Source organism: Microbacterium candidum (assembly GCF_030315975.1).
GTDB classification, from domain to species: Bacteria; Actinomycetota; Actinomycetes; order Actinomycetales; family Microbacteriaceae; genus Microbacterium; species Microbacterium candidum.
Genome location: NZ_JASXSZ010000001.1, coordinates 441,699 through 460,951, shown reverse-complemented (window position 1 = coordinate 460,951; position 19,253 = coordinate 441,699). Strand labels below are relative to the sequence as shown.

The window sequence follows — 19,253 nt, the reverse complement described above, 5'->3', positions numbered from 1 at the left end:
CCTTTCATACGTTCTGCGAGTCGGAGACGGCCGCTGTGGCGGCCTGCTCCGCGAGATCGGCGGCCTCTGCGGAATCGACGTGGACGCCCCACGGATATCGACACTCTTCGAGGGTGAGCAGGAAGTCATCGAGCCACGCGAGATCGGCGGCGAGGAGCTCGGCCTGACGACTGGTCTGGACGAGGTACTGCTCGGGGACACCGCGCTCGCGCGCCTTCGCCACACCGTCGGCGAAGAGGCGGTGCTCGCCCGTCAGCGCCGCGCGGCGCTGAGTGAGCAGGTCGATGACCTCTTCCCTGTCGATGTTGTGCGATTCGGCGAGGGCCACTCGGAACTCGATCGGGCGATCCATGCGGGGCAGTTCGGTGCGCACCCACTCCGCGACGGCGTGCTCGCCGTCATCCGTCAGCGCGTAGGTCGTGCGCTCCGGCCGCTTGCCGTCGCGATCGACGCCGACCTCGGCGAGCAGCCCCTGCCGCTCCAGGCGCGAGACCGTGTGGTAGAACGTGCCGTTGGTGATCGGAACGAGCCGGTCGTGATGGCGCGTGCGCATCAGCCGGATCATCTCGTACGGGTGCATGTCGCCCTCGCGCAGGAGTGCCAGCACCATCACGCCGAGGGGCGTGAGCTTGCACGTGGCGTCCTTCACGGGTTGCTCCATTCCGATTAGTCCAGATGGACTATACGCCCCTTCGGGCCGGTATGTCGACCCCGGCTTCGAAGCCGTGCGCTCCGTCGCGCGCGTAGCCTGACGTCATGATCAGCCGAGAGCTCGCACTCGCGCTCAAGGCGGCGGGACTGCGGTGGCACCCGGAATCGGGCGACCGCTTCCAGCTCGACCTCCCGGACGACGTGGAGGCCGAGGTCGAGGCGGACGTCTTCACTGTGAGCGAGATGACGATCGAGTCGCATCGCACGCCGAGCGGCGTCACGATCCTGGGGTTCAACGGCACCACCGAATGGGCGCTCGACGCGGTCACTCTCGACGATGCGATCTGGCTGCCCGGCGAGGGCCAGCTGCGTGAGCTTCTGCGGGGGACGTTCCGCAGCCTTCGCCGACTCCCCGACGCGTTCGAGGTCGAGGTCGAGATCGCGGGCGGACTGCGCCGGTTCGAGCATCCGGATGCGGCCGAGGCGTACGGAATGGCCCTGCTCGAACTCATCAGGCAGTCGCGCTGACCGGGGCGGCTCCGGTGGCCGGTGCGGTGTACGAGGCTCGGCGTACCCTGTGCGCATGGCTGGTGCAGGCGAGACGCGGCGCGAGAAGTTCCCCGAGTCCTACGCGATCTTCGACCCTCTCGCGGCGGAGTACACGGCGCGCGACGGCGTCGCGCTGGGACGCATGTTCGGCTCCGAGGGCCTCAGCGTCCGCGGCAAGGTGTTCGCGTTCGTCGGCTTCTCGGGCAGCCTGTTCGCGAAGCTGTCGGAAGAGCGCGTCGGAGAGCTCGTCGAGGCGGGGGATGCGGAGCCCGCCGTCATGCGCGAGCGCCCGATGCGGGAGTGGGTCACCGCTCGCACCGACCGTCCGGAGACGTGGCCGGGCATCGTCGCCGAGGCGTACGCGTTCGTCGACTCCATCACGCCGTAGCGCGCTGTGCCACGCGGGATAATGGGCGCGTGAGCGAAGAGATCGCCGGTTGGCGGCATGTGTATTCCGGCAAGGTGCGCGACCTGTACGTCCCCGAGGACCCCTCCACAGGGCCCGGCGCGGACGGCGACGGGCCGGGCCGCATGCTCGTCGTCGCGAGCGATCGCGTCAGCGCGTTCGACCACGTCCTCTCCCCTGGCATCCCGAGCAAGGGCGAGCTCCTCACGACGCTCTCGATGTGGTGGTTCGAGCGACTCGCGGGCGCCGACGGAGGGCGCAGCATCCCGAACCACCTCCTCGTCTCCTCGGTCACCGAGTCCGTCGACGTGCCGGATGCGGTCGCCGGGCGCTCGATGATCGTGAAATCGCTCGACATGCAGCCGATCGAATGCGTCGTGCGCGGCTACATCACCGGGTCCGGCTGGAACGAGTACCGCGAGCACGGGACGGTGTGCGGCATCCGCCTCGAGTCCGGCCTGCAGAACGGCGACAGGTTGCCGGCTCCGATCTTCACACCGGCGTACAAGGCGCCGCTCGGCGAGCACGACGAGAACATCACCTTCGCGCAGACCGTCGACATCGTCGGCGCGGCGCGCGCCGAGGAGCTGCGCGACCTCTCCCTCGAGATCTACGAGCGCGCGGCGGGGACCGCCGAGCAGCACGGGCTGATCCTCGCCGACACGAAGTTCGAGTTCGGCATCGACGGCGACGGGGTGCTGACCCTCGCGGACGAGGTGCTCACGAGCGATTCGTCGCGATACTGGGATGCCGCGGCCTGGGCGGGCGGCACGACCCCCGACGAGCGGATGGCGAGCTTCGACAAGCAGATCGTGCGCGACTGGCTCGCGGCGAACTGGGACAAGAGGGGCGAGCCGCCGGCACTCCCGGACGACGTCGTCACGCGGACCGCGGACCGCTACCGCGAACTGCTCGAGCGCCTCACCGTCTGAGGCAGGCCATGCTCACCGACGACGAGTCCGCGGAACTGGCGGAGCTGCGTCGCCGGGCATGGGGCGAGGATGCAGACATCCTCGACGATCCCACCGCGCTCGCGCGCCTCGAGGAGCTCGAGGGCAAGGCTCATCCGCCTGTGCCGCTCGTTGAGCGAGCGAGGAACGAGCGAGACGAAACGCCGCAAGCCGATCTCGGAGACTCAGCGCGTTTCGACTCGCTTCGCTCGCTCAACGACCCGCGGGCAGGAGTCTCCCCTTCGCTCGTTGAGCGAGCGAGGAACGAGCGAGACGAAACGCCGCAAGACGATCTCGAGACGTCGCCGCGCGTCGACCCGCGGGCGGACGTCCGACCGCACCGCCGGCGGCGGGCGTGGCTCGTCGCCGGCGGGATCGTCGCGCTGGTCGTGGTGGCATCAGTGGGCGGCAGCATCCTGACCAGCCGTCCGTCCGCGTCGCCGACGCCGTCGCCGACCGACATCATTCCGCCCGTCGCCGCCCCGGTGCCGGCGCCCACCTGCGGGGGCGGATGGGGCCCGGAAGGCACCCTCGACACCCCCGATGACAAGCCGGTCTGGAGCCGCTCCTTCGACGAGCCGCCCACGTCGATCACCGTCATTCCGAAGCATGGCGGGCGGGTGTTCGCCGAGTGGGTCAACCTGGATGTGCGACCGAACACCATCGCCGACGTCACCGTCGTCAAGCCGACGACCGCGCGCCTGTTCTACACCGATGTGGCGACCTGGACGCGACCGCCGACACAGGAGCAGATCCTCGCGGACGGGCTCGAGAGTGTGATCCTCCCGACCTGCCCGAACGGCGACAGCTACCCGGGCTTCATCCTCGTCCCCGCCCCCACGTGCGTCACGCTCGAGTTCACGATCGACGGCACCAGGCACTACACGGTGAACACCGCGGTCGGCATCGACGAGGGCGCGCGCTGCCCCGCACCGTGAACCGGGAGGCCCGGGATCACGCGACTTCCGGGCCGGACGCATCCGAACCCACGAATTCCCTATGCACGCGCGCCCACCGCCGATATCGTGAATCAACTTTTCCGCCGAACCGAGGAGCGCGCATGCCCATCTGGACCCTGCACGGCAACGGACGAACCGTCGAACCAGGCGAGGTGGTGCACCCCGGCGAACGGCTGAACTGGCCCGCGACCGTCGCGATCGGCGCGCAGCATGTCGTCGCGATGTTCGGGGCGACCTTCCTCGTCCCGATCCTGACGGGCTTCCCCGTCTCGACGACGCTGCTGTTCTCCGGCATCGGCACGATCCTCTTCCTACTGATCACGCGCAATCGCCTCCCCAGCTATCTCGGGTCGTCGTTCGCGTTCATCGCACCCGTGACGGCGGCAGTCGCCTCGTCGAAGGAGACCGGGATGGGGACGGCCCTCGCCGGCATCGTCGCGGTCGGCGTCCTCCTCGCGATCATCGGCTTCGTCGTGCAGTTCGTCGGCGTCGGCTGGGTCGACAGGTTCATGCCGCCGGTCGTCGCGGGTGCGATCGTGGCCCTCATCGGCCTCAACCTCGCGCCGGCCGCCTGGAACAACTACAAGGTGCAGCCGCTGACGGCGACGATCACCCTGGTCGCGATCATCCTGTTCAGCGTCCTCTTCCGCGGCTTCCTCGGCCGGATCTCGATCTTCCTGGGCGTCGTCGTCGGCTATATCGTCGCGGGACTTCAGGGCCAGATCGACTGGGCGACCGTCGGGAAGGCGGACTGGGTCGGCCTCCCGACGTTCCACTTCGCGAACTTCACCGCCCCCGGTACATGGGGTGCGATCGCGATGTTCCTCCCGGTCGTGCTCGTCCTGATCGCCGAGAACGTCGGCCACGTGCGCGCCGTCGCCACGATGACGGACAAGTCCGTCAACAAGCAGACCGGCCGCGCGCTCATCGCGGACGGCGTCTCGACGACGATCGCGGGCGTCTTCGGCGGCTCGGGCACCACGACGTACGGCGAGAACATCGGCGTCATGGCGGCGACCCGCGTCTACTCGACGGCGGCATACTGGGTGGCCGGCATCGTCGCGATCCTCTTGGCCCTCTCGCCCAAGATCGGCGCGCTGTTCAACACGATCCCGCAGGGTGTGCTCGGCGGCGCGACCACCGCGCTGTACGGCCTCATCGGCATCATCGGCATCAAGATCTGGGTCGACAACCGCGTCGACTTCTCGCGCCCGGTGAACCAGTACACGGGTGCAGTCGCGCTCGTCATCGCGATCGCGAACTTCACGATGGCCTGGGGATCGTTCCAGCTCACCGGCATCGTGCTGGGAGCCGCAGCGGCCCTGCTCATCTACCACCTCGGCAACGCGATCGCGCGGTGGCGGAAGACGGGTGCGGATGACGGCGGCCCGATCCCCGCGGTCGGCCCGCTCGGCGGCGACCCCGTCGAGGCCGCGGCGGAGTAGCCACCGCGGCCCCGCATCCGTCGGCTACATCCATCGAATCCGCCGACATCAGCGGGTCCCGCCGACGCGCGCCGCGCCGCGCGCCGTGTCGGCGGAGCCCGCTGATGTCGCGAAAGTAGTTGCCGCGGGAACAAAATAGGGACCGGGCGGGTTGGGGAGGGTATGAGCGACTTCACGATCGAGAACGATGACCGGGATGCGGCCGACCGCATCGCCGCAGACACCGCGATGGGTGCGGTGACGCTGCTGGTCGCCGACCTCGACGCGATGATCAGGTTCTATCGGGATGCCGTGACCCTCGAGCTGATCTCGGCCGACGGCGACACGGTGGTGCTCGGGCGCGCGGGACGCGCCGTCGTGATCCTGAAGCACGAGCCCACGCTGCGGCACGCGGTCCGCGGATCGGCCGGCCTGTACCACACGGCGATCCTGTTCGACACGCAGGAAGCCCTCGCCGCGGCGCTCTACTCCACCGCGCGCAACGCCCCTGGGACGTTCACCGGCAGCGCCGACCACCTCGTCAGCGAGGCGTTCTACTTCACCGACCCGGAGGGCAACGGTGTCGAGCTCTACTACGACCGCCAGCGCTCGATGTGGTCGTGGGCGCACGGCCAGGTGCGCATGGACACCATCTACCTCGACCCCAACCAGTACCTGCGCGAGCACCTCACCGAGGCGGCGGTCGCCGGTTCGACGGGGAAGGATGCCGCATCCGTCGGGCACGTCCACCTGTCGGTCGGGGACGTCCGCACCGCGCGTGCGTTCTACGTCGACGCGCTCGGCTTCGACGCGACCGCCAGCCTCGGCGATACGGCCCTGTTCGTGAGCGCGGGCGGCTACCACCATCACATGGCGATGAACGTGTGGGAGTCGCGCGGCGCCGGCCCGCGGATGCCCGCGCTCGGCCTCGGACGGATCGATGTGACGCTTCCGGATGCCGATTCCCTCGGCGCACTCGAGGAGCGCCTTCGCGACCACGGCTTCGTCGTGCGCGACGACGGTCGCACGCTGAGCTTCGACGACCCGTGGAACAACGCGCTCCACGCCGTCGTCGGCTGATCGGCCTCCCTGCGTCTCGACTCGCTCCCACCGGTCGTTGAGCGAGGGAGGAACGACCGAGACGAAACGCACTGAACATACGAGAACGGCTCGGCGCGTTTCGACTCGCTTCGCTCGCTCAACGACCCGCGGGTAGGTGCCGAGCTTTGGCTCGCCCCGCGAGGAGCGCCAGCGACGAGACGAAACGCTGCAAGCCGACGCGTTTCGACTCGCTTCGCTTGCTCAACGACCCGCGGACCGGTCCCCGAGCTCGTCGAGGGGTCACACCTGCCGAGCAGCGACGACCCCTCGACGGGCTCGGGGACCTGCGTTCGCTGAGGCGAACCGTCAGGCGGACTCGCGGACGACCAGGCCCGTCGGCATGATGCGCGAGTGCGGCGTCGCGATGCCGGCGAGGCGGTCGATCAGCATGCTCGCCATCTCCTCGCCCTGCAGGAACGACGGCTGCCGCATCGTCGTGAGCGCCGGCTGAACCGCCGTCGCGATGGGCGAGTCGTCGAAGCCGATCACCGCCACATCCTGGGGCACCTGCAGTCCCGCGGTCGCGAGCGCGTGCAGCGCGCCGCGGGCCATGAGATCGCTCGCCGCGAACACCGCGTCGGGACGGTCGCCGGGGGCGGCGAGGATGCGGCGCATGGCATCCGCCCCACCGTCGTCCGTGAAGTTGCCGTCCACTGCCGGCCCCGGCTCGAGCCCGGCGGCGGCCAGCGCATCCTGCCATCCGGTCAGTCGTTCCATCGCGGCGCGCATCGTGAGGGGGCCGGTGATCGTCGCGATGCGCTTGTGTCCGCGGCCGATGAGGTACTCGGTCGCCTCGCGCCCGCCGCGCACGTTGTCGACGTCGACGTAGTAGTCCTCGTCGTTCAGGACGACGGGCCGCCCGCCGTAGACGACCGGGACGGCGGCGGCGATGCGGTCGATGTACGTGTCGCTCGTGTGGTGCGACACGATGATCGCCCCATCGACGTTGCCGCGGCTGAAGTAGCTCGTCATCTTGTCGCCGGGGTCGTCGTTGGCGATGAAGAGGTTCAGCACGTAGTCCGACCGCGCGATGCGCGCGTTGATGCCGGACACCACGGCCGCGAAGAACGGATCGCCGAAGAACCGGGTGGTGTCCTCCGGCACGACGAGCGCGATCGCGAGCGTCTGGCGGCTCGCGAGCGAGCGCGCGGCGCGATTGGGCACGTAGTTCAGGTCGGCGATCGCGCGCTTGACGGACTCGAGAGCCGAAGGGCTGACCGCGGACGACCCGTTGACCACGCGCGAGACCGTGGAGCGGGAGACGCCCGCCGCCGCCGCGACCTCTTCGATCGTGGCGGGAGGATGCGGCGCCCCGGCGACGCTCGCGCCGCGTCTCAGCGACCCTGCGCTCATGTCGTCCCCCCTCGCCGAGGCGCGCTCAGAGCGAGCGTGCTTCTGCGATCCGAGCGTACGCGAGGCCGCTGTCCTTGATGGCGCGTTCCTGCGTCTCGTAGTCCACGCGGACGATGCCGAACCGCTTGTCGTAGCCCCACGCCCACTCGAAGTTGTCGAGCAGCGACCAGTAGAAGTAGCCGCGCACATCGACGCCGGCGTCCACCGCATCCAGGATCGCCGCGAGGTGCCCCTCGACGAAGTCCGCACGCCCGTCGTCGTGAACGCGCGTCTCACCGTCCTCCGTCACGGCGACGTCGTCGAAGGCGGCGCCGTTCTCGGTGACGTACAGCGCGGCGCCGGCGTCCGTCGCGTACTCCCGGCACACGCGCACGAGGAGTCGCGTGAGCCCTTCGGGCTGCACCTCCCAGTTCATCGGCGTGCGCGCGAGCCCGCGGTCGTGCCAGAAGATGCCGTCGTGCGACGGGAACGGCGAGTCGCCGCGCCGGTCGGTGGGCGCGTCACCGCCCGCCGGAGGGACGGCCGGCGCATGCCCGCCGACGAACTCCCCGTGGTAGTAGTTCACGCCGAGTGTGTCGATGTGCGCCGAGATGGCCTCGAGATCACCGGGCCGCACGGCGGCCTCGAACTCGGCGACCGCCGCCGCATCCACCTTCCGGATGTCGTCGAGGACGTCGGCCGGGTAGGACCCGCGGAACACCGGGTCGAGGAACCAGCGGTTGAACTGCCCGTCGATGCGGCGGGCGGCGTCCGCATCCGCGTCGTCGGAGGGGTCCACCGCGTCCGCCACCGTCAGGTTCAGTGTGAGCCCGAGGTTCAACGACGCATCGCGACCCCGGAGCTCCTGCACGGTCTGGCCGTGGCCGAGAAGCAGGTGGTGGGATGCCAGCATCCCTTCCGCCACGCTGTAGTGCCCCGGCGCGTGCAGACCCGCCGTGTAGGAGAGGAAGGAGGAGCACCACGGCTCGTTGAGCGTCGTCCACACGTCCACGCGGTCACCGAGGGCGTCGTGCATCCCCAGCGCGTACTCGGTGAACAGCGACGCCGTGTCGCGGTTCGCCCAGCCGCCCTTGTCCTGCAGCGCCTGCGGGAGGTCCCAGTGGTAGAGGGTGAGCCACGGCAGGATGCCCGCCTCCAGCAGCTCGTCGACGAGGCGCGAGTAGAAGTCGACGCCGAGCGGGTTGACACAGCCGCCGTCCGGCCGCACGCGTGACCACGACGTCGAGAACCGGTACGTCTGCAGGTTCATGTTCTTCATGAGCGCCACGTCGTCGCGGTAGCGGTGGTAGTGGTCGCACGCGACATCCCCGTCGTCCCCGCCGAGCACGGCCCCGGGCACGCGGCAGAACGCATCCCAGATCGAGTCGCGGCGACCGTCCTCGTGCGCGGCGCCCTCGATCTGGAAGGCCGCCGTCGCGGCCCCGAAGAGGAAGTCGTCGGGGAACGCGCGAGGTGTGGACGTCATCGGTGTTTCCTTTCCGAGTGCGATGAGAGTCATCCCTTCACCGCGCCCGCCATAATGCCACTGACCAGCTGTTTTCCGGCGAGGATGAACACGACCAGCAGCGGGAGTGTCGCGAGGACGGCGCCGGCGAGCACGACTGCGTAGTCGACGTACTTCGCCGACTGCAGCTGGCTGAGCGCCACCTGCAGCGTGGGATTCTGGGGCGACACGAGCAGCGGCCACAGGTAGTCGGTCCACGCCGTCATGAACGTGAAGAGCGCGAGGATCGCCATCGCGGGGCGCGCGGCGGGCACCCCGACATGCCAGAACGTCGAGATCATGCTGGCGCCGTCGACGCGGGCGGCCTCGATGAGCTCGTCGGGGATCACGTCGACGAGGTACTGCCGCATGAAGAAGACGCCGAAGGCGGTGACGAGCGACGGGATGATGATGGCGCCGAGTGTGCCGGTCCAGCCGAGCTGCTTCATCAGCATGAAGAGCGGGATGATGCCGAGCTGCGTCGGGACGGCGAGCGTCGCGATGACGAACACCATGAGTCCTTCGCGTCCGCGGAACCGCAGCTTCGCGAACGCGTATCCGGCGAGCGTCGAGAAGAAGACGACGGATGCCGCCACCACCGTCGAGACGATGATCGAGTTCGCGAGCGCCTGCCAGAACGGGACCGTGTCGAACACGACGGCGACGTTCTTCCAGAACTGTCCGCCCGGAAGGAGCGGCGGCCACGGGTCGGTGAGGGCCGACTTGTCGCTCGACCCCATGATGAAGGTCCAGTAGAGCGGGTACGCGCCCGCGATGAAGAACACCGCGATGAGCGTGTAGCTGAACCATCCCGGGCGGCGATCGACGCCGAACCCGCGGTTCTTGCCGGTGCGGCCAGGGCCGCCTGTGCGCGCGGATGTCGTGCGCGTCGGGGAGGCGACGGCCGGGCGCGGCTTGGTCACGGTGGTCATGCGCGCTGCTCCTCAGGGAGGACGGGTTCGAGAGGCGGGGAGAGGATCGGCCCTGCGGTGACGGCGGGGCGGTCGGCGATGGCCAGGGCCTCGATGCGCGCCAGCTTGCGCCGCATCCGCCTCGTCGACGCCTTGGTCTCGCCGCTCGCGATGGAGCGGGAGAGCAGGAAGTTCAGCACGCCGATCGCGACGATGATGAGGAAGAGGATCCACGCGACCGCCGCGGCCTTGCCGAAGGACTCCCGGTTGAAGGCGAGATCCCACAGGTACAGCACCGTGGTCTGGTACTGCCGCTGCGGACCGCCCGGGACAGAGCTCGACGCGTTGAAGAGCTTGGGCTCCGTGAAGATCTGCAGCCCGCCGATCGTGGCGGTGATGATGACGAAGATGATGGTGGGCCGGATGCCGGGGACGGTCACCGAGAAGAAGCGCCGCACCGCGCCCGCTCCGTCGATGGCCGCGGCCTCGTGGATGTCCTTCGGCACCGCCTGCATCGCGGCGAGGAGGATGAGGGCGTTGTAGCCGGTCCACCGCCAGTTGACCATCGTGGCGATGGCGATGTGGCTCGGGAAGGTGTCGGTCTTCCACATGACCGGGTTGAGCCCGATCGACTGGAGGATGTTGTTGATGAGCCCGTACTTCTCGTCGAACATGCTCGAGAAGATGAGGGTCACGACCACCGGGGTCACGATGTACGGCAGGATCACGGAGAGCCGCCAGAAGGTCTTGGCGCGCAGGTGCTGGTCGAGGACGGCGGCGATGACGATCGCGACGATCAGCTGCGGGATCGCCGACAGCAGGAAGATGCTGAAGGTGTTGTAGACCGAGTTCCAGAACAGCGGGTCCGTGAGCTCAGTGGTGAAGTTCTTGAAGCCCACCCACTCGCCGGGCCCCGTCAGCAGGTTCCAGTCGTTCAGCGACACGACGAACGTGTAGACGAGCGGGAACAGGCCGACGAGCCCGAAGAGCAGGAAGAAGGGCGCCACGTAGGCGTACGGCGAGTACCGCACGTCCCAGCGGCTGAGCCGCTGCCGGAAGGTCAGTGTCGAGGTCATCTCGGTGTCTTCTCGTTTGGTGGATGCGGGTCCCCCGGCGGTCCCGGGGACCCGCATCCGTTCTGCTACTTGTTGACGACCAGCTGGTCGAGCAGCGTCATCGCGTTGTTCCAGGCCTGCTCGCCGTTGGCCTTGCCGGCGTCGAGCTGCTGGATGGAGGGACCGAAGACCTGCTCCTGGATGACGGAGTCGTCCGGGCCCTTGTACTGGGCGACGACGCCCTTCGCACGGTTGGCGAGGATCTCACCGACGGGCGCGCCCTGGAAGAACTTCGTCAGGTCGCTCTGGCCGGTCACGCCGGGGTCGCTCTGCGCCTCGACGACGCTCGGGAACGTGCCCGCCGCCTGGAAGGTCGCGACCTGCTGCTTGGCCTCGGTCAGCCATGCAGCGAGGGCGGCGGCCTCCTTCGGGTGCTTCGACGTGGTCGGGACCGTCAGGAACGATCCGCCCCAGTTGGCAGCGCCGCCCGGGAAGACGTCGGCGAAGTCCCACCCGCTGGACGCGTCGCCGCCGGCGGACTCGACCTGGCCCTTGACGACGCCGAGCATCCAGCCCGGGCAGACGAACGTCGCGAACGAGCCGTCGGTGAACGCCTTGCCCTTGCCCCAGTCCCACTGGGTCTGGTTGGAGGAGAGGCCGGCGGCCGCACCCTGCGCGAGGATGTCCCAGCGCGCCTTGAGGTCGGCGTTGTCCTTGACGTTGAGCTTGCCGTCCTTGGTGTAGTAGCCCTCGGGCAGCTGGTTCACCATGGCGTTCCACACGAAGCCGGACTGGTCGTACCACGCCTTGCCGGTCTTGGCCTTGTACTCCTGGCCGACCTTCATGAAGGTGTCCCACGTGGCGTTCGCGCCGCCGAGGAGCGCCTCGAAGCTCGCACGGTCCGTCGCGAGGCCGGAGGCGGCGAGGAGCTTCTGGTTGTAGCAGATGCCCTCGGGACCGATGTCGGTGCCGTAGCCGATGATGCGGCCGCTCTTGTCGGTGGCCTGCTTCACCTTCCAGTCGACCCAGCGGCTCTTGATGTCGTTCGCGCCGTAGTCGCGCAGGTCGACGAACGAGTTGCTGACCTGCATGACCTTGGAGAGCCAGCCCTCCTCGACGGCCTGGACGTCGGGGAGACCCGCGCCGGCGGCCTGCTTGGTCTGCCAGTCGGTCTGCGCGTTGCCGCCCGTGTCGATGTTGGTGGCCTTGATGGTGATGTTGGGGTGGGCCTTCTCGTACTCCTTGTAGAGCTTGTCGAACCCCATGGTGCCGAACGTCGTGACGGTCAGCGTGATCTTGTCGTTGCTCGACGACGAGCCGCCGCTGCCGGCGCAGCCGGCGAGCACGATGGCCGCGGTCGATGCCGCGGCCGCGATCATCGCGGTACGGCGCAGTGCGCGTGTGTTCACGTGTCACTCCTTTGTGGATGTGGTGCTGTTGTGCACGGTCTGCGGGACGCGTCGTGGGAGCGCTCTCACCGTACGTTGTGACACGTTATGGGATCGCTCCCACGATGTCAAGGGAGCGCTCCCACGAATGTGGTCACGATCCGGGAACGGGGATGCCGAACCCCCACGTAGACTGGGATGCATCCCCCGCCGCGACATCCGTCGCCTCCTGAGCATCTAGGGAGCCCGCAATGCCCACGATCGTGGTCGACGTCATGCCCAAGGCCGAGCTTCTCGACCCGCAGGGGAAGGCCGTCGCCGGCGCCCTCGCCCGGATGGGCGTCGAGTCGTTCAGCGGCGTCCGCATCGGCAAGCGCTTCGAGCTGACCGTGGACGGCGACGTCTCCGACGCGGTGCTCGACCAGGTGCGCGAGATCGCCGCCGACGTCCTGTCGAACTCGGTGATCGAGGACGTCGTGGGCGTCGAGGTCGTGGAATGACCGCCCGCATCGGGGTCATCACGTTCCCCGGTTCGCTCGACGACCGCGACGCGCAGCGCGCCATCCGCATCGCCGGCGCCGAGCCCGTCGCGCTGTGGCACGGCTCGCACGACCTCGAGGGCGTCGACGCCCTCGTGCTGCCGGGCGGCTTCAGCTACGGCGACTACCTGCGTGCCGGCGCGATCGCCGCGCTCTCCCCGATCATGACCGAGGTCCGCTCCGCGGCGGAGGCCGGGATGCCGATCCTCGGCATCTGCAACGGCTTCCAGATGCTCGTCGAGGCGCACTTGCTGCCCGGCGGGCTCATCCGCAACGCGCACCAGCAGTTCATCCGCCGCGACCAGCGCCTGCGCGTCGAGAACGCATCGACGGCCTGGACGAGCGAGTTCGAACAGGGGCAGGAGATCGTCGTGCCGCTCAAGAACGGCGACGGCGGGTACATCGCGGATGCCGAGACCCTCGCGCGCATCGAGGGCGAAGGCCTCGTCGCCTTCCGCTACCTCGGCGTGAACCCGAACGGCTCGCTCAACGACATCGCCGGCCTCACGAACGAGCGCGGCAACGTCGTCGGCCTCATGCCGCACCCCGAGCACGCGACCGAGCCCGGCTTCGGCCCCGACACGCCCGCCGCGATGCGCTCCGGCGTCGACGGCCTCGGCTTCTTCCAGTCGGCCATCGCGGCCGTGGCGGCCGTCGCCGCCTGATCCTCTTCGCCTCCCCCGCCGGTCGTTGAGCGAGCGAAGCGAGCGAGCCGATCTCAGGACGTCACCGCGTTTCGACTCGGTCGTTCCTCCCTCGCTCGACGAGCCGCGGGATATCTTCGAGAGATGGTCGCTCCGTCTCTCGTCGTCACCGTCCCGGAAGAGGGGCTCGCCCGTGATCTGGGAGAGCTGCCCGACGGCGTCGAACTCCTGCTGTGGGACATGCGGACGCCTCCCCCTCGCGACCGGATCGACATCGTCGTGCCGCCGTACCTGAGCCTCCCCGCGGTCCTGCCGATCCTGGCCGGCGCCACCGTCCGTCTCGTCCAGGGGGAGTCCATCGGCTTCGACGGCGTCGCGGAGCACCTGCCTCCCGGCAACGTCTTCGCCAACGCGGCATCCGTCCACGAGGCGTCGACGGCCGAACTCGCGGTGGGGCTCGCGATCGCGGCGCAGCGGCGCATCCCCGAGTTCGTGAGAGCGCAGGAGGACGGGCGGTGGATGCAGTCGTTCTCCCCGAGCCTCGCCGACCGGCGCGTGCTGCTCCTCGGCTACGGCGGCGTCGGCAAGGCGGTCGCGGCCAGGCTCCTGCCGTTCGAGGTCGAGCTCACCGTCGTCGCGCACACAGCCCGCGTCGAGGACGGCGTCCGCGTGCACGGCACCGATGAGCTGCCGGCGCTGCTGCCGCAGGCCGAGATCGTCATCGCGACCCTCCCCGGCGGCGAGTCGACGCGGCACATCATCGACGACGCCGCGCTGTCGGCGCTCCCCGACGGCGCGCTCGTCATCAACGTCGGACGCGGTCCGCTCATCGACACCGAGGCCCTCGTCGACCACGTCTCCCGGTGCCGCATCCGCGTCGCGCTCGACGTCACCGACCCGGAGCCGCTCCCGGCGGACCATCCGCTCTGGGCGCTGCCCGGTGTGCTCATCTCCCCGCACGTCGGCGGTGCGTCCACCGCGATGCAGCCCCGCATCGCGCGGCTCGTCCGCCGTCAGATCGACAGGATGCTGGCGGGCGAGCCGCCGGTCAACGTCGTGCTGACGACGTAGGTCACACGACGAAGACGGAGTGCACGTCGCCGCCGAGCACAGCGCGTCCGCCGAGCGCGGCGATCTCCATGAGGGCGGCGGTGCCGGTCACGGTGCAGCCGATCTCGCCGAGCACCTCACGCCCCGCGCGCAGGGTGCCGCCGGTCGCGAGCACGTCGTCGACGAGCAGCACACGCATGCCGCGCGGCAGACCTTCGGGCACCTCGACGACGGCCTCGCCGTATTCGAGCGAGTAGGAGACGGATGCCGCGACCCGCGGGAGCTTCCCGGCCTTGCGGATCGGCACGAGCCCGACGCCTGCGGCGATCGCGGCGGCACCGGCGAGGAGGAAGCCGCGCGCCTCGATGCCTGCGACGGCATCGAACTGCCCGGCGAAGGGCCCGGTGAGCGCATCCACCGCGACGCGGAGGGCAGCCGCATCCGCCAGCAGAGGAGAGATGTCGCGGAACACGACGCCCTCCTGCGGAAAGTCCGGAATGGTCGCGATGAGGCGCTCTGCGCGGTCGAGCTCGTCCACCCCTCGACCCTACGCGCCCGATGCCTGATGTAAGCGCTTGCAGTCTTGCACTACAGTAAGTGCATGACTTCGGGCACAGAGTGGTGGCGCAGCGCCGTCATCTACCAGATCTACCCCCGCTCGTTCGCGGACGGGTCGGGCGACGGCATGGGCGACCTGCCCGGCATCACGGCGCGTCTCGACGACCTGCGCGACCTGGGCGTGGACGCGATCTGGCTGAGCCCCTTCTACACGTCGCCGCAGAAGGATGCCGGCTATGACGTCGCCGACTACTGCGACGTCGACCCCCTCTTCGGCACGCTGGCCGACTTCGACGCGATGCTCGCCGCGGCGCACGACCGCGGCATCCGGGTCATCGTCGACATCGTCCCTAACCACTCGTCCGACCAGCACGCCTGGTTCCAGGCGGCTCTGGCCGCGGCCCCCGGCAGCCCAGAGCGCGCGCGTTACCTCTTCCGCGACGGCAAGGGCGAGCACGGCGAGCTGCCGCCGAACAACTGGGAGTCGGTCTTCGGCGGCGACGGCTGGACCCGCATCACCGAGCCCGACGGAACACCCGGCCAGTGGTACCTGCACATCTTCGACGAGTCGCAGCCCGACTTCGACTGGTCGAACGAGGAGGTGCGCGCCGAGTTCCGCCGCATCCTGCGCTTCTGGCTCGACCGCGGCGTCGACGGCTTCCGCATCGATGTCGCCCACGGCATGATCAAGGCCGAGGGCCTGCCCGACAACATCCCCTCGACCGGCTCGGAGGCCGAGGAAGAGGGCGGCTCGATGGGCGGCAACGCGCATGAGGCGCCGTTCTGGGGCCAGGAGGGCGTCCACGACGTATTCCGCGACTGGCATGAGGTCGTCGGCGAGTACGACGGCGACCGTGCACTGTGCGGCGAGGCGTGGCTGCCCACGCTCGAGCGGACCGCGCTGTGGGTGCGTCCCGACGAGCTGCACCAGACGTTCAACTTCATCTACCTCGAGACCGAGTGGGATGCCGCGGCCCTTCGCGGCGTCATCGACGAGTCGCTGCGCGCGTTCGGGTCCGTCGGCGCTCCGAGCACCTGGGTGCTGTCGAACCACGACGTCGTCCGGCACGCGTCGCGCCTCGCGCTGACGGCGCCCAACCCCCAGGGTCAGGGCCTCGGCCCGAACTCGCCCGGCAAGCCGATCCCCGAGCTGGGCCTGCGCCGCGCACGCGCCGCGAGCGCGCTCATGCTGGCGCTCCCCGGCTCCGCCTACCTCTACCAGGGCGAGGAGCTCGGCCTCCCCGAGGTCATCGACATCCCCGACGAGGCCCGCCAGGACCCGTCGTGGTTCCGCACCAACGGTGAGCGCTACGGGCGCGACGGATGCCGCGTCCCGCTGCCGTGGACCGCGGACGCTCCGGCGTACGGCTTCAGCGCGACGGGTGCGTCGTGGCTCCCCCAGCCGGCGGAGTGGGCGCAGCACGCCCGCGACGTCGAGGCGGCGGACCCGGCATCCACCCTTTCGCTGTACCGCGCCCTGCTCGCCGAACGCCGTGCGCGCGACCTCGGCGCCGGTACCCTGGAGTGGATCCCGACGGGCGACGGCGTGCTGTCGTTCCGCAACGGCACCGTCACGGTGGTCGCGAACCTCGGCTCCGAGCCGGTCGCGCTCCCGGCCGGTCGCGTGGTCGCCACGAGCGGTCCGCTCGATGCGGGCACGGTTCCGGCAGACACGACGGTCTGGCTCGCCGCGGACTGACGCGGCCTGGGGAGGCCGGAAGGATCCGGCGACGGGAGAGCAATGGTCGGCATCGATGAGGTCGCACGGCTGGCGGGTGTGTCGACCGCGACGGTGTCGCGCGCGCTGAGCGGGCGCGGCAATGTGTCGGATGCGTCGCGCGTACGCGTGGAGGCGGCGGCGCAGTCGCTCGGATACGTCGTCTCGGCGTCGGCGTCGAGCCTGGCGTCGGGACGAACGCGCAACGTGGGCGTCCTCGTGCCGTACCTCGACCGCTGGTTCTTCAGCACCGTGCTCTCGGGCATCGCGAGCGAGCTGATGGCGCACGGCTATGACATCACGCTGTACTCCCTGTCCGCAGACCGCGAGCAGCGCCGGCAGGTCTTCGAGACGTCGCTGCGCCGCCAGCGCGTGGACGGCGTCATCGCGATCTCCATCGAACTCGGCTCCGAGGAGAGCGGACGCGTCGGCGAGCTCGGACTCCCGGTCATCGCGATCGGCGGACCGAACCCGGGCCTCGCAACCCTCACGGTCGACGACGTCGCCGTCGCGCGGCTTGCGACCGAACACCTCCTCGCGCTCGGACACCGGGAGATCGCGCACATCGGCGCGAGCCCCGAGTTCGACATCGACTTCCATATCCCGACCCAGCGGCGCCAGGGCTTCGAGCTCGCGCTGGGCGCCGCCGGCATCACGCCGAATCCGGCGCTGTACGAGCCGGCCGACTTCACGATCGAGGGCGGGTTCCGCGCCGGGAAGCAGCTGCTCGGCCGCCCGGGCGACCGCCCCACGGCGATCTTCGCCGCCTCGGACGAGATGGCGATCGGGGCGCTCCTGGCCGCCCGCGAGCTCGGCTACCGCGTTCCCGAAGACCTCTCCATCATCGGCATCGACGGGCACGAGCTCGGCCGGTTCTTCCAGGTGACGACCGTCGACCAGTTCCCGCACGACCAGGGCGTGCGGGCGGCGAAAGCTCTCCTGAAGGCGCTCGAGGCGCACGAAGAGCACGGCGAGCAGCCGACCGTGGTCCCGGGACAGCTGCCGTTCGAACTCGTCGTCCGCGCGACGACGGCCCGATTCGACCGCTGAGTCGCCGGCGGCCACCGCATCCACCCGCCGAGAACAGGTGTTTCGGCGAGAACAGGTTGTTCGATCGATCGAAAGTCCTGTAATCGCCGAAACACCTGTTTCCGGACGCCGGGATGACGCCGGGATGATGCCGGGATGATGCCGGGGATGACGCGGGCAGCGAGAGACGCGCGACCCGTAGGCTCGGGTCATGAGCATCGACCTCGAAGGCCTCTACACCGACCTGCACCAGCATCCCGAGCTGTCCTTCCAGGAGCACCGCACCGCCGGCATCGTCGCCGACCACCTGCGCACTCTGGGGCTCGAGACCACCGAAGGCGTCGGCCGCACCGGCGTGATCGGCGTACTGCGCAACCCCTCGACGGGCTCGGGGACCGCCGGGCCGGTCGTCTGGCTCCGCGCCGACATGGACGGACTGCCCGTCGAGGAGCACACGGGTCTCCCCTACGCGAGCACCGCCCGCGGAACGGACCCGCACGGGATCGACGTCCCCGTGATGCACGCGTGCGGCCACGACATGCACGTGACGGCGCTGCTCGGCGCGCTCGAGAAGCTCGTTGCGGAGAAGGACGCCTGGAGCGGCACCGTGGTCGCCGTCTTCCAGCCCGCCGAAGAGTACGGCGCCGGCTCGCGGGCGATGCTCGACGCGGGCGCGCTCGACCGCTTCCCCCGTCCCGACATCGTCCTCGGCCAGCACGTGACCCCGCTCCCCGCGGGCACGATCGGGGTGCGCCCCGGGACGCAGATGGCCGCCTCGGACGGCCTCACCGTCACGCTCCGCGGCCGTGGCGGCCACGGCTCCCGGCCGCAGGCGACGATCGACCCCGTCGTGATGGCGGCGGCCACGGTCATGCGGCTGCAGACCATCGTCTCGCGCGAGGTCGACCCCCGCGACGTCGCCGTCGTCACCGTCGGCTCGATCCACGCGGGCCTGAAGAACAACATCATCTCCGACGAGGCGAAGCTCGAGCTCAGCCTGCGCTACCCGGACGACGAGATGCGCGACGCCGTGCTCGCGAAGGTCGAGCGCATCGTCAACGCGGAGGCCGCCGCATCCGGCGCCACCGAGCAGCCCACGATCGTGACCGACCACACCCTCCCGCCGACGATCAACGACGCGGATGCCACCGCCCGTGTCGTCGCCGCCTTCGAGGGCGCTTTCGGCGAGGGCACCGTCATCAACCCAGGCATGTTCACCGGCAGCGAGGACGTCTCCTGGTTCGCCCGGGATGCCGGCGTGCCCCTCGTCTTCTGGTTCTGGGGCGGTGTCGACCCCGAGGCCTACGCCGCCGCGGCCGCAGCCGGGCGTCTGGAGACCGACATCCCGACGAACCACTCGGCGCACTTCGCCCCGGTCCTGCACCCCACGATCGAGCGCGGCGTCGACGCGCTCGCCCTCGCCGCGCGCGAGTTCCTGGGCTGACGCGCGGCCGACTCGGCTGACCCGGTCGAGGAGCGGAGTCGA

19 protein-coding genes are annotated in these 19,253 nt (G+C 69.8%); 12 read left to right on the top strand and 7 right to left on the bottom strand.

Annotation, left to right across the window (positions count from 1 at the left end):
- Positions 1-4: 4 nt before the first annotated feature.
- Positions 5-661 (bottom strand): PadR family transcriptional regulator, encoded by a 657-nt coding sequence (locus tag QSV35_RS02245; protein WP_286286289.1) that lies wholly within the window; start codon positions 659-661, stop codon positions 5-7.
- Between the two features lie 95 nt (positions 662-756).
- Here QSV35_RS02245 and QSV35_RS02240 point away from each other — a divergent pair, with 95 nt between their 5' ends.
- The 6 genes from QSV35_RS02240 (at position 757) to QSV35_RS02215 (ending at position 6,019) form a co-directional block, all read left to right on the top strand.
- Complete coding sequence (locus QSV35_RS02240; protein WP_286286288.1) at positions 757-1,179, top strand: pilus assembly protein CpaE; 423 nt, start codon at positions 757-759, stop codon at positions 1,177-1,179.
- 55 nt (positions 1,180-1,234) lie between these two features.
- Positions 1,235-1,588, top strand: a complete 354-nt coding sequence (locus tag QSV35_RS02235) for a hypothetical protein (protein WP_286286286.1) — start codon at positions 1,235-1,237, stop codon at positions 1,586-1,588.
- A gap of 29 nt (positions 1,589-1,617) precedes the next feature.
- Positions 1,618-2,538 carry a phosphoribosylaminoimidazolesuccinocarboxamide synthase gene (locus tag QSV35_RS02230; protein ID WP_286286284.1) on the top strand — a complete coding sequence of 307 codons (921 nt, stop codon included), beginning with the start codon at positions 1,618-1,620 and terminating at the stop codon, positions 2,536-2,538.
- A gap of 8 nt (positions 2,539-2,546) precedes the next feature.
- A complete protein-coding gene (locus tag QSV35_RS02225) occupies positions 2,547-3,494 on the top strand; it encodes a hypothetical protein (RefSeq protein WP_286286282.1) in 948 nt (315 codons plus the stop codon).
- 122 nt (positions 3,495-3,616) lie between these two features.
- Positions 3,617-4,960, top strand: coding sequence for a uracil-xanthine permease family protein (locus QSV35_RS02220; RefSeq protein WP_286286280.1), 1,344 nt, complete (start codon positions 3,617-3,619; stop codon positions 4,958-4,960).
- 162 nt (positions 4,961-5,122) lie between these two features.
- Entirely contained in the window at positions 5,123-6,019 is an 897-nt protein-coding gene (locus QSV35_RS02215) for a VOC family protein (RefSeq protein WP_286286278.1), read from the top strand.
- 327 nt (positions 6,020-6,346) lie between these two features.
- Here the strand turns inward: QSV35_RS02215 and QSV35_RS02210 are convergent, their stop codons facing one another.
- The 5 genes from QSV35_RS02210 to QSV35_RS02190 all read right to left on the bottom strand — a co-directional run bounded on the left by QSV35_RS02210 (position 6,347) and on the right by QSV35_RS02190 (position 12,251).
- On the bottom strand, positions 6,347-7,393 hold the full coding sequence (locus QSV35_RS02210) for a LacI family DNA-binding transcriptional regulator (protein ID WP_286286276.1): 1,047 nt from the start codon (positions 7,391-7,393) through the stop codon (positions 6,347-6,349).
- A 25-nt stretch (positions 7,394-7,418) separates the two neighbouring features.
- Positions 7,419-8,858, bottom strand: coding sequence for a glycoside hydrolase family 1 protein (locus QSV35_RS02205; RefSeq protein WP_286286275.1), 1,440 nt, complete (start codon positions 8,856-8,858; stop codon positions 7,419-7,421).
- A 29-nt stretch (positions 8,859-8,887) separates the two neighbouring features.
- The gene (locus QSV35_RS02200) at positions 8,888-9,808 is read right to left on the bottom strand and encodes a carbohydrate ABC transporter permease (RefSeq protein ID WP_286286273.1); all 921 of its coding nucleotides are present in this window, start codon (positions 9,806-9,808) and stop codon (positions 8,888-8,890) included.
- Positions 9,805-10,863 carry a carbohydrate ABC transporter permease gene (locus QSV35_RS02195; RefSeq protein ID WP_286286271.1) on the bottom strand — a complete coding sequence of 353 codons (1,059 nt, stop codon included), beginning with the start codon at positions 10,861-10,863 and terminating at the stop codon, positions 9,805-9,807. The genes QSV35_RS02200 and QSV35_RS02195 overlap by 4 nt, the downstream gene beginning before the upstream one ends.
- A gap of 65 nt (positions 10,864-10,928) precedes the next feature.
- Positions 10,929-12,251, bottom strand: coding sequence for an ABC transporter substrate-binding protein (locus QSV35_RS02190; protein WP_419956806.1), 1,323 nt, complete (start codon positions 12,249-12,251; stop codon positions 10,929-10,931).
- A gap of 230 nt (positions 12,252-12,481) precedes the next feature.
- On the opposite strand from QSV35_RS02190, the gene purS reads away from it, so the two are divergent.
- The 3 genes from purS (at position 12,482) to QSV35_RS02175 (ending at position 14,484) form a co-directional block, all read left to right on the top strand.
- A complete protein-coding gene (gene purS, locus QSV35_RS02185) occupies positions 12,482-12,730 on the top strand; it encodes a phosphoribosylformylglycinamidine synthase subunit PurS (protein ID WP_286286269.1) in 249 nt (82 codons plus the stop codon).
- On the top strand, positions 12,727-13,434 hold the full coding sequence (gene purQ / locus QSV35_RS02180; protein ID WP_286286267.1) for a phosphoribosylformylglycinamidine synthase subunit PurQ: 708 nt from the start codon (positions 12,727-12,729) through the stop codon (positions 13,432-13,434). Before purS ends, purQ begins: the two co-directional genes overlap by 4 nt.
- 123 nt (positions 13,435-13,557) lie before the next feature.
- Positions 13,558-14,484: a 2-hydroxyacid dehydrogenase gene (locus QSV35_RS02175; protein WP_286286265.1), complete on the top strand. Its 927-nt coding sequence runs from the start codon at positions 13,558-13,560 to the stop codon at positions 14,482-14,484.
- A 1-nt stretch (position 14,485) separates the two neighbouring features.
- On the opposite strand, the gene QSV35_RS02170 is transcribed toward QSV35_RS02175, so the two are convergent.
- On the bottom strand, positions 14,486-15,001 hold the full coding sequence (locus tag QSV35_RS02170) for an adenine phosphoribosyltransferase (RefSeq protein ID WP_286286263.1): 516 nt from the start codon (positions 14,999-15,001) through the stop codon (positions 14,486-14,488).
- A 63-nt stretch (positions 15,002-15,064) separates the two neighbouring features.
- Between QSV35_RS02170 and QSV35_RS02165 the strand changes: the two genes are divergently transcribed.
- The 3 genes from QSV35_RS02165 to QSV35_RS02155 all read left to right on the top strand — a co-directional run bounded on the left by QSV35_RS02165 (position 15,065) and on the right by QSV35_RS02155 (position 19,211).
- The gene (locus QSV35_RS02165; RefSeq protein WP_286286262.1) at positions 15,065-16,720 is read left to right on the top strand and encodes a glycoside hydrolase family 13 protein; all 1,656 of its coding nucleotides are present in this window, start codon (positions 15,065-15,067) and stop codon (positions 16,718-16,720) included.
- A 42-nt stretch (positions 16,721-16,762) separates the two neighbouring features.
- Entirely contained in the window at positions 16,763-17,788 is a 1,026-nt protein-coding gene (locus tag QSV35_RS02160; RefSeq protein ID WP_286286260.1) for a LacI family DNA-binding transcriptional regulator, read from the top strand.
- Between the two features lie 190 nt (positions 17,789-17,978).
- On the top strand, positions 17,979-19,211 hold the full coding sequence (locus QSV35_RS02155; protein ID WP_286286257.1) for an amidohydrolase: 1,233 nt from the start codon (positions 17,979-17,981) through the stop codon (positions 19,209-19,211).
- Positions 19,212-19,253 lie beyond the last annotated feature (42 nt).

Excerpts from the sequence above, each read along its gene's own strand:
- QSV35_RS02205 (WP_286286275.1), bottom strand. The coding sequence starts at position 8,858 with ATGACGTCCACACCTCGCGCGTTCCCCGACGACTTCCTCTTCGGGGCC.
- QSV35_RS02240 (WP_286286288.1), top strand. The coding sequence starts at position 757 with ATGATCAGCCGAGAGCTCGCACTCGCGCTCAAGGCGGCGGGACTGCGG.
- QSV35_RS02210 (WP_286286276.1), bottom strand. The coding sequence starts at position 7,393 with ATGAGCGCAGGGTCGCTGAGACGCGGCGCGAGCGTCGCCGGGGCGCCG.
- purS (WP_286286269.1), top strand. The coding sequence starts at position 12,482 with ATGCCCACGATCGTGGTCGACGTCATGCCCAAGGCCGAGCTTCTCGAC.
- purQ (WP_286286267.1), top strand. The coding sequence starts at position 12,727 with ATGACCGCCCGCATCGGGGTCATCACGTTCCCCGGTTCGCTCGACGAC.
- QSV35_RS02165 (WP_286286262.1), top strand. The coding sequence starts at position 15,065 with ATGACTTCGGGCACAGAGTGGTGGCGCAGCGCCGTCATCTACCAGATC.
- QSV35_RS02195 (WP_286286271.1), bottom strand. The coding sequence starts at position 10,863 with ATGACCTCGACACTGACCTTCCGGCAGCGGCTCAGCCGCTGGGACGTG.
- QSV35_RS02235 (WP_286286286.1), top strand. The coding sequence starts at position 1,235 with ATGGCTGGTGCAGGCGAGACGCGGCGCGAGAAGTTCCCCGAGTCCTAC.
- QSV35_RS02175 (WP_286286265.1), top strand. The coding sequence starts at position 13,558 with ATGGTCGCTCCGTCTCTCGTCGTCACCGTCCCGGAAGAGGGGCTCGCC.
- QSV35_RS02160 (WP_286286260.1), top strand. The coding sequence starts at position 16,763 with ATGGTCGGCATCGATGAGGTCGCACGGCTGGCGGGTGTGTCGACCGCG.
- QSV35_RS02245 (WP_286286289.1), bottom strand. The coding sequence starts at position 661 with ATGGAGCAACCCGTGAAGGACGCCACGTGCAAGCTCACGCCCCTCGGC.
- QSV35_RS02155 (WP_286286257.1), top strand. The coding sequence starts at position 17,979 with ATGAGCATCGACCTCGAAGGCCTCTACACCGACCTGCACCAGCATCCC.
- QSV35_RS02225 (WP_286286282.1), top strand. The coding sequence starts at position 2,547 with ATGCTCACCGACGACGAGTCCGCGGAACTGGCGGAGCTGCGTCGCCGG.
- QSV35_RS02200 (WP_286286273.1), bottom strand. The coding sequence starts at position 9,808 with ATGACCACCGTGACCAAGCCGCGCCCGGCCGTCGCCTCCCCGACGCGC.
- QSV35_RS02220 (WP_286286280.1), top strand. The coding sequence starts at position 3,617 with ATGCCCATCTGGACCCTGCACGGCAACGGACGAACCGTCGAACCAGGC.
- QSV35_RS02215 (WP_286286278.1), top strand. The coding sequence starts at position 5,123 with ATGAGCGACTTCACGATCGAGAACGATGACCGGGATGCGGCCGACCGC.